The following is a 13,004-nucleotide window of genomic DNA, read 5'->3' as shown; positions in this document are numbered from 1 at the left end:
CAGTATCACACTGCGCCGCGCGCGAAAGTGTCGCATTGGCGCAGATCGCCGGTGTCGAGGCCGCGCCGGAACCAGGTCTGGCGCTGCACGCTGGTGCCGTGGGTGAAGGAATCCGGACGGACCTCGCCGCCCGCCTGTCGCTGCATTGCGTCGTCGCCGATGCGCGCGGCCGCGTTCAGGCCTTCCTCGATGTCACCGGTTTCCAGCACCTGCCGGGCGCGGTCCGCGTGGTGGGCCCACACGCCGGCATAGCAGTCGGCCTGCAACTCCAGCCGCACGCTCAAGGCGTTGTACTGGGTCTCGCTCACGCGGCCGCGCATCGCCTCCACCTTGTCGGTCGTGCCCAGCAGGTTCTGCACGTGGTGCCCGACCTCGTGCGCGATCACATAGGCCTGGGCAAAGTCGCCGGGGGCGCCGAGCTGCTGACGCAGCACGTCGTAGAAGCCCAGGTCGATGTACACCTTCTGGTCGGCCGGGCAGTAGAACGGCCCCATGGCCGACTGGCCGGTGCCGCAGGCGGTGGGGACGCTGCCGCGAAACAGCACCAGGCGTGGATCCTGGTATTGGCCCCCGCCTTCCTTGAAGAGCGTGCGCCAGACGTCTTCGGTGTCGGCCAGCACGGTGCGTACGAAGCGCGTCTGTTCGTCGTTCTTTGGGGCGGCGCTTTGCTGCTCATGTGCGGGCTGGCCTGTGGGCGCAGGGCCGCCTGCCAGCATCTGCAGGACCGTCAGCGGATTGACGCCGAGGAAATAGCTGGCCACCACCGCGATCACCACCGAGCCGATGCCCAGCCGACCACCGCCCAGCCGCAGACCGTTGCCCGGTCCGCCACCCTGGTCCCGCACATCGTCCACGTTGTCGCTTTCGCGGTTGCCTTCCCAGCGCATGGCGCTCCTCCCTTTGTGTTCGGGTCATCGTAGCAGCGGGCGTCTAGAATTCCGGCTCGTCGGCACACCGGCTTCCGGGCCTTGCCTTCCCCCCCCTTGTCCTGACCCACCCGGCCCGTGCCGCGGCCCTGCTTCATGCCCGTTCTGCCCGCATCCCGCGTTGACCATGCCCGCCTGGGGCCCGAGCTCGTGCGCTGGCTCTGGGTAGTGGCGCTGGCGTCGGTGGGCTTCCGGGCCTGGCTGGCCGCAGTGCTGCCCATGACGGGCGACGAGGCGCTGTTCTACTGGTGGGCGCGCTTTCCGGACTACGGCTACTACGACCACCCGCCCATGGTGGCGTGGTGGATCATGGGCACGCGGGCGATGTTCGGAGACGCGGCCTGGGCCATCCGGCTGCCGATGCTGGTGTTGCCGCTGGGTGTGGGTGCGGCCATCTGGTGGGCCTGGGCGCCGGTGGACCGGACGCGGGCGGCGTGGGCCGTGCTGCTGTATTGGCTGATGCCGATCAACTGGCTCAACGCCCTGATGACGACGGACTCGCCACTCATCCTGTTTGCGGCGTGGTCGGTGGCGGCCCTGATGCGGGCTGAGCGGCAGTCGGCCAGTGGGCGCATGGCCTGGGGGGCGTATGCCTTCAGCGGCGTCGCCATCGGCCTGGCCTTTCTGTCCAAGTATTTTGCGGTGCTGCTCGGGCTGGCCTACCTGGTCTACTTTGCGGGTTGGGGTCGCGCACGCTGGCGGGGCCTGGTGCTGCTGGTGCTGTGCGGCGTGCCGGCCGCGATCGTGAACCTGATGTGGAATCTGGACCACTGCTGGACCAACATCATGTTCAACGTCTTCAACCGCAATGAGGACGCCGATTTCGGATGGGACAAACCGCTGGGCTACCTGCTGACTCTGGTCTACCTCGTGACCCCGGTGTGGCTGTGGTACGCCTGGCGGGCGCGTGCGGCCCTGCGCGAGTCCCTGCGGGGGCAGGTACTGCTGGCTTGTGTGGCGCTGGTGCCGCTGGCGCTGTTTGCCTTGATGTCGGGCCGCAAGGTGATTGGGCTGCACTGGCTGCTGGCCTTTCTGCCGTTTGTGACGGTGCTGCTGACGTGGCGGCTGCCGGCCGATCGGCTTGCGGGCGTCCGCCGCGGGCTGGCGGTGTTCCTGGGCCTGCACCTCGCCATCGTGGTGGCGCTGTCGCAAACCAGCCTGACGCAGTGGCAGCACTTCAAGCATTACAAGCGCATCGTCGAGGCGGTCCGCGCGCCCGAACTGGTGCAGCAAGTGGCCGCGCCCGGCGTGGTGCTGATGGGCCATGCCTATTCGGCGGCCTCTATCTACGGTTACGCAGCGGGCCAGCATGTGCCGGTCTTCGGGCTGGGCAGCGTGCATGCGCGGCAGGATGACCTGGTGGTGGACTACAGCCGCTTCGATGGCCGCACCATCCGCGTGCTGCGCACGAGCGCCCCGGCGCCGGGCGAGTACGAGCCATACTTCCACGCCGTGCGAACCTGGCAGGTGGTGCAGGATGGCCAGCCCTTCCACGTGGTCGAGGGGCAGGGCTTCCGGTTCGACGTGTACCGCCAGCAGGTTCTGAACGAAGTGAACCGCCGCTATTACGCCTTCCCTGCATGGCTTCCTGTGCGCGGCTGCGTGTTCTGCGAGCGTTTGTGCGGCGCAGCCCGCTGCGCACCCTGAGTCTGGGCGGCGGCCTCCGGACCGATACCAGAGGGGACCGTTTCCGCTGTCATCGTCATGCCGCACGTGGGATGGCCAGTCCGCCCTTGCCCGGTCGGGGCGAGGGCTAGAATTCGGCCTCCATTCCTGCCCTGAGGCGCTGCCGCACCATGTCCGCTCCCGAGTCGTCCCTGCCCGTGGTCATCATCGGTGCCGGCCTTGCCGGCCTGACCGTGGCGCTGAACCTGGCAGAGACCCAGCCTGTGATCGTGCTGGCCAAGCGTCAGTTGGAAGAGGCCGCCACGGCGTGGGCTCAGGGCGGCATCGTGGGTGTGCTCGGCAGCGACGACAGCGTTGAATCGCACGTGCGCGACACGCAGGAGGCCGGCGCCGGCCTGGTGGACGAGCGCACCGCCGAATTCATCGCCCGCCACAGCGCCGAAGCGGTGGAGTGGCTGGTGGCCCGGGGCGTGCCGTTCTCGCCCGACCCCGAAGGCCCGCTGGGCCTGCACCTGACGCGTGAGGGCGGCCACGCCGTGCGGCGCATTGCGCACGCCGCCGACGCCACGGGCAAGGCCATCCACGACGTGTTGCTCGACGAGGTCAAGAAGCACCCGAACATCACGCTGCGCGAGCGCTGGATGGCGGTCGACCTGATCACGCAGCGCCACCTGAAAAAGGGCAGCGACGACCGCGCCGAGAACCGCCGTTGCCACGGCGTGTACGCGCTGAACATTGACACGCACGAGGTGGAGACGCTGGCGGCCTCGGCCGTGGTGCTGGCCACCGGGGGCGTGGGCAAGGTCTACCGCTACACCAGCAACCCCGACACCTCTACGGGTGATGGCATCGCGATGGCGTGGCGCGCTGGCTGCCGCGTGGCGAACATGGAGTTCATCCAGTTCCACCCGACCTGCCTGTACCACCCGCAGGAGCGCAGCTTCCTCATCACCGAGGCGTTGCGTGGCGAGGGCGGCATCCTGAAGTTGCCGAACGGCCACCGCTTCATGCCCGACCACGACGAGCGGGGCGAGCTGGCCCCGCGTGACATCGTGGCGCGTGCCATCGACTTCGAGATGAAGAAGCACGGCGTCGACCATGTGTGGCTGGACGCCACGCACCTGGGCGAAGCCTTCCTGCGCTCGCACTTTCCGACGATCTACGCGCGCTGCCTGGAGCTGGGCATCGACATCGCGCGCCAGCCCATTCCGGTGGTGCCAGCGGCCCACTACACCTGCGGCGGCGTGGTGACGGACCTGCATGGCCGCACCGACCTGCCCGGCCTGTACGCCGTGGGCGAGACCACCTACACCGGCCTGCACGGCGCCAACCGGCTGGCCAGCAACTCGCTGCTGGAGTGCGTGGTGCTGGGCAAGACCTGCGCGGACGACATCCAGTCGCAGATCCCGAAGGCCGTGCCCAAGGTGCAGGCCTGGGACGAGAGCCAGGTGATCGACGCGGACGAAGAGGTCGTGATCGCCCACAACTGGGACGAACTGCGCCTGCTGATGTGGAACTACGTGGGCATCGTGCGCACCACGCGCCGCCTCGAGCGCGCACTGCATCGCATCAAGCTGCTGCGTTCCGAGATCGACGATTACTACGCAGCCTTCCGCGTCACGCGTGACATGCTGGAGCTGCGCAATCTGGTCGATTGTGCCGAGCTGATCGTGCGCTCGGCGCTGTCGCGCCAGGAGAGCCGCGGCCTGCACTACAGCCGCGACTACCCCTACACATTGCCCGCGAGCTTCCCGACCATTCTGTGCCGCAAGGCCAAGAAGAAGGACAAGGACGCCTGGCTGCCGTGATCGGTGGTCAGCGCCGTGCCCGCATGGCGTAGCGGGCCTGGACGAATTCGAAGGCGAACAGCACCGCCTCGCGGATGGCCTGCTCGCTCTCCTGGCGCTCCTTCTCGGTCATGTGGAAGGACAGGTCCACCTGGTGGCGGATGTAGCGCGGCGGAAGGCGGTTGAGGGCCACGCAGGCGACGTCCGGGTGGTGGTCTTCCGTCAGCAGCGGATAGCCGGCGGCGAGGTCGACCACCAGATCGACCACCAGGCGTTCGTGGTAATTGTGCAGAGACGTGAAGTCGGCAGGCATGGTGTGGCGAGGGGGCGCAATGGTCGCAGTGTGGCTGAGCCCGAGCGGGCCCGGCCATGAAAAAGGGCCCGTGAAGGGCCCCGGTTCGGCAATATGGCGCAGGCGAGGGCGCTTTCGTGCATGCCTCGCCGGGCGCTTCAGCCGCCGATGCGTTCCAGCACCCGCAGTGAGAAATCGACGGCTTTCACGTCTTTCGTGAGCTTGCCCACAGAAATACGGTCGACGCCGGTTTCGGCAATGCCGCGCAACTGGTCCATGGTGACGCCGCCCGACACCTCGAGCAGCGCCTGGCCTTGCGTGAGCTGCTGGTTGACAGCCACCGCCTCGCGCATCATGTCGTTGGTGAAATTGTCCAGCAGCACGCTGGTGGCGCCGGCGGCCAGAGCCTCACGCAGCTCATCAAGGGTCTCGACCTCGACCTGGATGGTGATCTGCTCGCGCTGCGGCGAGGGCTGCGCGGCCACCAGGGCCTGCGCGTTCTTCACGGCGGCCGTCACGCTGCCGGCGGCGGCAATGTGGTTTTCCTTGATCAGGATGCCGTCGTACAGGGCCAGGCGCTGGTTGGCGCCCCCGCCCACGCGCACGGCGTACTTCTGCGCCAGGCGCAGGCCGGGCAGGGTCTTGCGGGTGTCGAGCACCACGCAGCCGCGCGGGTTGGGCGAGGCGCCTTCGATGGCGTCCATGTGCTTGCGCGCCACCGTGGCCACAGCCGACAGCGTCTGCAGGAAGTTCAGGCCCGGGCGCTCGGCGGTCAGCAGCGCGCGCGCATCGGCTTCGATGGCGCAGACCTCGGTGTTCGGCTGCATCAGCGCGCCTTCCGCATAGGCCCAGGTGATGCGGGCGGTGGCGTCGAGCTGGTTCAGGCAGGCCTCGAACCAGTCACGGCCGCACAGCACGGCTTCTTCGCGCACGATGAGGCGGGCCTTCACGCGCTGGCCGGCGGGCACGAGCTGCGCGGTCCAGTCGCAGACACCGACGTCTTCGAACAGCGCATCGCGCACATTGCGGGCGCGGGCTTCTTCCAGGGTTTCGTTGTGGTCGAACATGGATGGGGTCTTGTTGTGTTCTGCGGTGCCGTGGATCAGGCTGCGCCGATGTTGGGCACGAAGCCCTGCGCGGGCTTGGTGATGGCCGACGGGTTGGCGGCCACGAAGTCCAGCATGCGGTCGATGCAGCCCTTGGCCTTGGCGCGTGTGGGCTCGTCCACGGTGATCTCGCCCGTGCCTTGTTCCAGGCAGTCGAGCACACCTTGCAGGCCGTTCATGGCCATCCACGGGCAGTGCGCGCAGCTCTTGCAAGTGGCGCTGTTGCCGGCGGTGGGCGCTTCGATCAGCGTCTTGCCCGGTGCCAGCTGGCGCATGCGGTGCAGGATGCCGTTGTCGGTGGCGACGATGAACTCGCGTGCGGGCGACTCGATCACGGCCTTGAGCAGCTGCGAGGTCGAGCCGACCACGTCGGCCTGGTTGACCACGCTCTCGGGCGATTCGGGGTGCACCAGCACCAGAGCCTCGGGGTGGTCCTTCTTGAGCAGGTCCAGCTCCAGGCCCTTGAACTCGTCGTGCACGATGCAGGCGCCGTTCCACATCAGCATGTCGGCACCGGTCTGCTTCTCGATGTAGCGGCCGAGGTGGCGGTCGGGTGCCCACAGGATCTTCTCGCCGTGGGCTTTCAGATGGTTGACGATGGCCAGCGCACAAGAGCTGGTCACCATCCAGTCGGCGCGGGCCTTCACGGCGGCGCTGGTGTTGGCGTACACCACAACCTTGCGGTCCGGGTGGGCGTCGCAGAACTTGGCGAAGTCGTCGGCGGCGCAGCCCAGGTCGAGCGAGCAGGTGGCGTCCAGATCGGGCATCAGTACGCGCTTTTCGGGGCTGAGGATCTTGGCCGATTCGCCCATGAACTTCACGCCCGCCACGATCAGGGTCTGGGCGGCGTGGTCGCGGCCGAAGCGCGCCATTTCCAGCGAGTCGGACACGAAGCCGCCGGTTTCCCAGGCGAGGTCCTGCAGGTCGCCATCCACATAGTAGTGGGCCACCAGCACGGCGTTCTGGCGCTGCAGTTCGGCCTTGATCCGCTCCTTCACACGGGTCTTCTCGTCGGGCGACAGGGGTGCGGGCACCTTGGCCCACGCGTGGGCCGTGCAGGTGGCGCCAGTGGCGTCCTGGCGGTCGTAGTCATATTCAACGGTCTGGGCGGTGGACATGGCAGGGTCTCGGTGCGGGAACAAGGGACGGTCGCGATGATCGCCGATCTGCAGGTGGGGTGTGGCGCGCCGCGATCAAGACGGAGCCGGCCGCGGGGTCTGCCGGCGGCGGTCCAGCCAGGCGACGAGCTCGCACGACAGCCAGATTGCGTAGAAGGAAAAGAGCACGTCGCTGAAGTAGTGGCCACCCTGCAGGATGCGACCGAAGCCGATCACGCTGCCGCCCACAATGCCGATCAGCAGCCAGCGGCGACGCCAGACGGGCCCGCAGGCCAGGCCGAGACACATCAGCGAGAAGCCGGTGGCGGCGTGGCCGCTGGTGAAGCTGCGGTGGTGTTCGGGATCCGCGCCCAGCCTGAGCGGTGCCACATAGGGGGTGGGCCCGCCGAACTGGACGGTCTGGACGGGGCGTGGGCGGCCCATGGTGTTCTTCAGAATGCCTTCGACCACCAGGCCGTTGCCCAGCGCCGCAGCCAGTGCCGCCAGGGCGGCCACCCGACGCCACGGGCCCGCGCAGCGCTCGGCCGCACTGGAATGCCCACGGCGTTGCAACGCGCGGGCGATGGCGGGGGCGGCGAAGGCGAACAAGGCCATGGCCAGCAGCAGGGCGCGGCCGACCCAGGGCGTCCATGTGTAGAGGGTGACCACCACCGGGTCCTGTGCGTGGATGAAGCCAACCTCGGGCCGCCAGTAGCGTGCGGAGACCAGCAGATCCAGACCGGGCAGCTTGCCGAAGATGGCCAAGGCGAAGAACAGCGTGCTCCAGATCAGGAAGGTGATCCGGTCGTTGACGTCCTGCTCGGTGGTGTCCGGCGAGGTGTCGGCGTGGTCAAGGCGCATCGGTCAGGGGCTCGGGCCGGTCGGCGCCGCTTTGCTGAAGGTAGGTTGCGTGGTCGTAACCCAGGAAGCCGCGCAGGAAGAACAGGTGCAGTTCGACTGTCCGATCCGGGCCCACGACGACCTTCACCGACTTCATGAGGCGCACGATGGCGAAGCGCTGGGTGATGGCATCGGGCCGCGGGTTGTCCGTCAGCAGCAGCACGTCCTGGCCCACCTTGTTGGGCAGGCTCCGCGTCATCTCGTAGTGGTTGTGGCGCACACCGCGCGGGTTCCACATGTAGGTGGCGACGCCCTGGTGGCGCCAGTGGTAGGCGGCATGCGTGATCAGGAGGCGCTGATCCGTCAGCACCGGCAGGCCGCGCACGACCGGATCCTGCAGCACCGGGGCCAGGTCGGCCAGCGCTTCCTGCCAGCCCCGCATGCGCACCAGCACGTCGAGTCGCGAGGGCATCTGGGGGCCGGCGATCTCGCGCAGGTGCAGCACCACGCTGCTGAGCAGCAGGTTGACGGCCAGCACGGCCACCAGCCAGCGGGCCGGGCGCGGTGCCGACAGCGGCACCAGGGGCTGGCTCAGGCGCGAGGCGATGAGCAGGGTGAAGCCGACCATCGAGGGGGCGGCCCAGTTCACGTGCGCATCGGCATGGAAGGCCTGGGCCACTGCCACCAGTTGCAGCGGCACGCTCATGGCCCACAGAAAGCGGTAGCTCGAGACCGAGGCCAGGTAGTACGCCGATCCCCGCACGGCCGGGCGGCGTGCCGCGAAGGACCCAGAGGTCGACGGCGGCGACAGCGTCTGCTGCGAGGCAGCCCACTGGCTGGCTGGCACGGAGGCCGGTGGCGTGCTGACGGCTTCACGGCGCTGGCGCACCAGCAGCCATACGCCGGCGAACACCGCCAGCGGTCCGAGCATGACGATCTGGCCGCCCAGGAAGCGCGCCACGGCGCCAAAGCCGCCGCTGCGGGTGGAGTCGGTGGTGATCTCTGCGGTGTGGGCCAGGGTGGGGAAGTCGTTCTGTACGTTCCACCACAGGTTGGGCGAGAGCAGGGCCACAGCCACCAGCACCGTCAGCCACGGCCCCACGCGCAGCACGCCGCGCTTGGGGCCTTGTACGCCCCACAGCGCCCAGATCGCGGTCAGCGCGAATGCGGCCATGGTGTACTTGCCCATCAGGCCCACCCCGCATGCCACGCCGCACAGCAGCCAGTAGCTTGCCCGGTCGGTCACCTGGGCGCGCCACAGCATCCACGAGGCCAGCGTCCAGCACAGGATCAGCGGAGCATCGGTGCTGGCAAACAGGCCCATCAGGCTGGTGACGGGCAGGGTCATGAACAGTGCGGCTGCCACGATGCCGGTGCGAACGCCGCTGCTGGTGGGCCACAGGGCGCGGGCAAAGCCAACCATGGCCAGCGCGGTGGCGGGATACAGCAGCATCGGCAGCGCCTTGACGCCCAGCAGGCCGTCGCCGAACAGGGCGGTGCTCAACCAGATCAGACCGGCGATCAGGGGCGGCTTGGAGAAGAAGCCCCAATCCAGGTGACGAGACCAGTCCCAGTACTGCGCCTCATCGAAGAACAGCGAGATGCCGACGTGCTGCACCGCCCAGTAGCGGTAACCCATCAGCACGACGATGAAGGCCAGCAGCCAGCCCAGGCGTGGGCCCCACAGGCGTGGCCACCGTTGGGCAGTCGAGGGGGAGGGACGGTCTTGTGGCTGGGTCATGGTCCGGGGGCGTACGGCGTTGGATCAGGCGCGATGGTGCCAGCCAGCGGTGGGTGCCATCTCAGGGGCTTTGCTGGTGTGATAAGGCGCCACCTCACCGCGGTCGTAGTAAATGCGGATCAGGAGTTCGGCCAGGACGCCCGTGGTGAGGAACTGCAGGCCCCCCAGCACACAGAAGAAGCCCAGCCACAGCAGGGGACGGCCGCCGATGTCTTCGCCGAGCAGCTTGAGGGCGCCCAGGTAGGCCAGGATCAGACCGCCCACCATGCCGACCGCCAGGCCCACCCCCCCGAAGAAGTGCCCGGGGCGACCCGAGAACCGCAGGAAGAAGTTCACGGCCAGCAGATCGAGCACCACGCGCAGCGTGCGCGAAATGCCGTACTTCGATTCGCCGCGGGTGCGTGCGTGATGGCTGACCGGCTCTTCGGCCATGCGGGCCGGCGAAGTCACGGTGGCCATCCACGCCGGGATGAAACGGTGCATTTCGCCATACAGGCTCACGCGTTTGAGGACGCTGGCACGGTAGGCCTTGAGGCTGCAGCCCAGATCCTGGAACTCGAGCTGGGTGATCTTGCGGATCAGGCGGTTGGCGATGCGCGACGGCACCTTGCGCAGCAGCATGCCGTCCTGCCGGTTCTGACGCCAGCCGGCCACCAGGTCCAGGTCTTCCTTGAGCAGGCGGGCCACCAGCTTGGGGATGTCCTTGGGGTCGTTCTGCAGGTCGCCGTCGAGGGTGACGATGACATCGCCACGGGCCGCGTCGATGCCGGCCTGCATGGCGGCCGTCTGCCGGAAGTTGCGCCACAGGTGGATGGGGCGCACGTGCGGGCCGCGCAGGCGCGCCTGTTCGTCGAGTGCCTGGCGGGTGCCGTCGCGGCTGCCGTCGTTGACAAGCAGCAGCTCCCACTCGAAGCCGTAGTCGCCCAGCGCTTCGTGCACGGCCGTCACGAACGGTTCGACGTTGTCGACCTCGTTGTACATCGGCACGACGATGGAGAGGCGGTGCGGCGGCACGTCGCTCAGGACGTTGGACGGGGCTTGCGTGGCAAGGGTCATGGGCAGCTTTCGGAAGTCAGGGCCAGCGGTCAGCCGCGGCCGGAGGAAGCAGGGGAATGCGGGGTGGCCGGCCGCTCGATGTGGTTAAGCAGCGAGGCGATGGCGCCCGCCAGGACGGCACACAGCAGGAAGCACACATGCAGGGCGAGCGCCGCGGGGATGGCCTGGGCCAGTGCCGCGGAGCCGCGGGGCAGGTGCGCGGCAAAGCCGGCCCACACGCCGGCCTCGTAAGTGCCGAAGCCGGCCGGCCCCTGCAGGGGCACGATGGCCGCCAGCTCGCCACCGAGGGCGCCCGACCAGGCAGTGCCCCATGGTGCGGTGCTGATGGCCGACAGCAGGCAGGCGCCGGCTGCGAGTTTCAGGCTCCAGTTGGCCGCAGTGAAGAACCAGGCCAGCGGATGGTGATGGGCGGGTTCGAGCAGAGCGTGGCGCACTTTGGTGAGCAGGCCGCGCAGCCCGCCGGGCACGGTGTCGGCGTTCGGGTGGGCGGCCAGCCAGCGGGCGAGCAGCCGGTTGCCGATGTGCCACGCGCCTGCTACGGCGACCAGCGCGCCGATGCGCATGGCCCAGTCCAGGCCCGGCCACAGCACGATGCCCAGCAGGATCAGCACGGCCAGGTCCTGCACCCGCATCCACAGCAGGCAGGCCACGGCTCGTGGCACGCTCAGGCCCAGCTGGCGGGAGGCCAGCCAGGGAAAGCTCAATTCACCTGCGCGCATGGGCAGCAGGTTCACGGCGGCGTTGTGCATCAGGATGACGCGCAGCGCGTCCATCCGCAGGCCGAGCACGCGCCGGCTGGGCGGGGCGCTGCTGGCCAGATCGAACACGACCTGCACACGTGCGGCCCGCAGGGCGTAGCTGCCGAGCAGGCCCGCCAGCGTCAACAGCCAGATGCCCGGGGCGGGGCGTTGCAGCGCGGCCGTGAGCTGGGCCAGCGGCACATGGCTCAGCAACCACGCGAGCAGCCCCAGCCCGACGGCCCAGGCCACGGCCATGCGCGCCCGGCGTGCGGCAGGACGAGGGGCGTCAGAAGAAGGCGTCGGAGAAGCGGACACGGTGGCGGCGCTGGCAACAAGGCAACCTGCGATTGTCCCGCATCTTGGCGCCCGTGCGAGCGGCGCATTGCAAAGCGCGCGACACACAGGCCGTGCCGGAGGGCCGTTCTAGAATCAATTTCAGTTTCAACCCTGCCCGATTGGGATGCATCCATGTCGAACACCTTCGCCACCTGCGACCTCTGCGACGAGCACAAGAACGACACCGACGGCGCCTTCCGCGTCCTGCCGCCCCTGTTCAAGGATTACGGTGGCCGCATCAAATTCGCCGGCCCCGTCAGCACGGTGAAGTGCTTCGAAGACAACACGCTGGTGAAGGCGGCCGTGGACTCGCCGGGGCAGGGCCGCGTTCTGGTGGTGGACGGCGGCGGTTCGCTGCGCCGCGCACTGGTGGGCGGTAACCTGGGCAAGGCGGCGGCCCGCAATGGCTGGGCCGGTGTCGTGGTCTACGGTTGTGTGCGGGATTCGGCCGAGTTGGCGGCGTGCGACGTCGGTATCCGGGCGCTGGCGCTGATGCCGCTGCCCACCGAAAAGCGCAATGAGGGTCAGAACGACGTGGCCGTGCAGATCGAGGGCGTGTGGATTCGCCCGGGCGACTGGCTGTACGCGGACGAAGACGGCATCGTCGTGATGGACAAGCCCGCCGCGTGACGCGCGGTTAAGGCCGGGCGGGGGCGCTGGCTCTGTCTCAGCGCCCGGGGGGCGGCCAGCGTTCCCCGGCATCCAGTTGCCAGCGCCACAGTGCAAGCCAGGCCTCGGTCTCGGCCTGCGCGGCCTGCAGGGCCTGTTCGCGGGCAAGGCGGCGTGCCTGCAAGACCCCGTCGAGGGGCCCTTCGCCAAGACGGTAGCCCTTGTCGAGCGCCTGGGCCGCATCCTCGAGGCGCGCGAGGGCGTCGCGCTGCCATTGCCAGCGCGCCATCGCATCGTGGGTGGCCTGCCAGCGCTGTTGCAGCGTGGCGCGGGCCTCGGCCAGCTGGGCGGCCTGCTGGGCGCTCGAGGCCCTGAATTGAGCCTGCTGCGCTTCTGCGGCCAGATCACGGTAGGCGCTGCCGAGAGGCACATTCACCTGCAGCAACACCGCCTGCTCGGCCCCGCTACGGTCCCGGGCCAGTTGTACGCCTACGGTCGGGGTGCCACGGCGTGCCGCGTCGGCCTGGCGCGCCTGCTGTGCGCCCACGTCGAGAAGGGCGAGGGCGCGTACCTGGGCCGGGTGGCGCTGCAAGAGCGCCTGCATGGCGCCTTCATCCAGCGTGGAAGGGACCGAACGGAGTGCAGCCTGGGCTGTCATCCAGCTGTCCGAGGCGGGCGGAGGCGGCGTCAGGGGCCAGCCCGGCAGGGTCAGATTCACGCGACGTTCGAGTGCGAGCAGGTGTTGGCTGGCGGCCGTGGCCTGCGCGCGGGCCTGTGCGAGAGCGGCTTCGGCCTGCATTGCATCCAGCCGGGCTGCGTCGCCAAGCTGCACGCGTTTGCGCACGCTG

12 protein-coding genes are annotated in these 13,004 nt (G+C 68.8%); 3 read left to right on the top strand and 9 right to left on the bottom strand.

The features are described 5' to 3' along the window. Positions 1–5: 5 nt before the first annotated feature. The gene (locus Q0Z44_RS11130; protein WP_298012672.1) at positions 6–887 is read right to left on the bottom strand and encodes a neutral zinc metallopeptidase; all 882 of its coding nucleotides are present in this window, start codon (positions 885–887) and stop codon (positions 6–8) included. A 135-nt stretch (positions 888–1,022) separates the two neighbouring features. On the opposite strand from Q0Z44_RS11130, the gene Q0Z44_RS11125 reads away from it, so the two are divergent. Both Q0Z44_RS11125 and nadB read left to right on the top strand, forming a co-directional pair. Continuing rightward, positions 1,023–2,573 carry a glycosyltransferase family 39 protein gene (locus Q0Z44_RS11125; protein WP_298012670.1) on the top strand — a complete coding sequence of 517 codons (1,551 nt, stop codon included), beginning with the start codon at positions 1,023–1,025 and terminating at the stop codon, positions 2,571–2,573. A 149-nt stretch (positions 2,574–2,722) separates the two neighbouring features. After that, positions 2,723–4,360 carry an L-aspartate oxidase gene (nadB, locus tag Q0Z44_RS11120; RefSeq protein ID WP_298012667.1) on the top strand — a complete coding sequence of 546 codons (1,638 nt, stop codon included), beginning with the start codon at positions 2,723–2,725 and terminating at the stop codon, positions 4,358–4,360. Positions 4,361–4,367: 7 nt separating this feature from the next. On the opposite strand, the gene Q0Z44_RS11115 is transcribed toward nadB, so the two are convergent. The 7 genes from Q0Z44_RS11115 to Q0Z44_RS11085 all read right to left on the bottom strand — a co-directional run bounded on the left by Q0Z44_RS11115 (position 4,368) and on the right by Q0Z44_RS11085 (position 11,526). Continuing rightward, positions 4,368–4,652 (bottom strand): late competence development ComFB family protein, encoded by a 285-nt coding sequence (locus Q0Z44_RS11115; RefSeq protein WP_109036818.1) that lies wholly within the window; start codon positions 4,650–4,652, stop codon positions 4,368–4,370. Positions 4,653–4,789: 137 nt separating this feature from the next. After that, positions 4,790–5,698, bottom strand: a complete 909-nt coding sequence (gene nadC / locus Q0Z44_RS11110; protein ID WP_298012664.1) for a carboxylating nicotinate-nucleotide diphosphorylase — start codon at positions 5,696–5,698, stop codon at positions 4,790–4,792. 35 nt (positions 5,699–5,733) lie between these two features. Then, entirely contained in the window at positions 5,734–6,855 is a 1,122-nt protein-coding gene (gene nadA, locus Q0Z44_RS11105; protein WP_298012661.1) for a quinolinate synthase NadA, read from the bottom strand. Between the two features lie 75 nt (positions 6,856–6,930). After that, positions 6,931–7,695, bottom strand: a complete 765-nt coding sequence (locus tag Q0Z44_RS11100) for a phosphatase PAP2 family protein (RefSeq protein WP_298012659.1) — start codon at positions 7,693–7,695, stop codon at positions 6,931–6,933. Continuing rightward, positions 7,685–9,415, bottom strand: a complete 1,731-nt coding sequence (locus Q0Z44_RS11095) for a glycosyltransferase family 39 protein (protein ID WP_298012658.1) — start codon at positions 9,413–9,415, stop codon at positions 7,685–7,687. Before Q0Z44_RS11095 ends, Q0Z44_RS11100 begins: the two co-directional genes overlap by 11 nt. Before the next feature lie 24 nt (positions 9,416–9,439). Then, positions 9,440–10,471, bottom strand: coding sequence for a glycosyltransferase family 2 protein (locus Q0Z44_RS11090; RefSeq protein WP_109036813.1), 1,032 nt, complete (start codon positions 10,469–10,471; stop codon positions 9,440–9,442). A gap of 29 nt (positions 10,472–10,500) precedes the next feature. Next, a complete protein-coding gene (locus tag Q0Z44_RS11085; protein WP_298012654.1) occupies positions 10,501–11,526 on the bottom strand; it encodes a lysylphosphatidylglycerol synthase transmembrane domain-containing protein in 1,026 nt (341 codons plus the stop codon). A gap of 153 nt (positions 11,527–11,679) precedes the next feature. Here Q0Z44_RS11085 and rraA point away from each other — a divergent pair, with 153 nt between their 5' ends. After that, positions 11,680–12,177 (top strand): ribonuclease E activity regulator RraA, encoded by a 498-nt coding sequence (gene rraA, locus Q0Z44_RS11080; protein ID WP_298012651.1) that lies wholly within the window; start codon positions 11,680–11,682, stop codon positions 12,175–12,177. A gap of 37 nt (positions 12,178–12,214) precedes the next feature. On the opposite strand, the gene Q0Z44_RS11075 is transcribed toward rraA, so the two are convergent. Beyond that, positions 12,215–13,004, bottom strand: a 790-nt coding sequence (locus Q0Z44_RS11075; RefSeq protein WP_298012649.1) for a TolC family protein, incomplete at its 5' end; no start/stop codon positions are given.

This window comes from uncultured Aquabacterium sp., assembly GCF_947366995.1.
Classification (GTDB): Bacteria; Pseudomonadota; Gammaproteobacteria; order Burkholderiales; family Burkholderiaceae_C; genus Aquabacterium.
The sequence above is the reverse complement of the archived record's forward strand: the minus strand, read 5'-3'. Positions and strand labels throughout refer to the sequence as shown.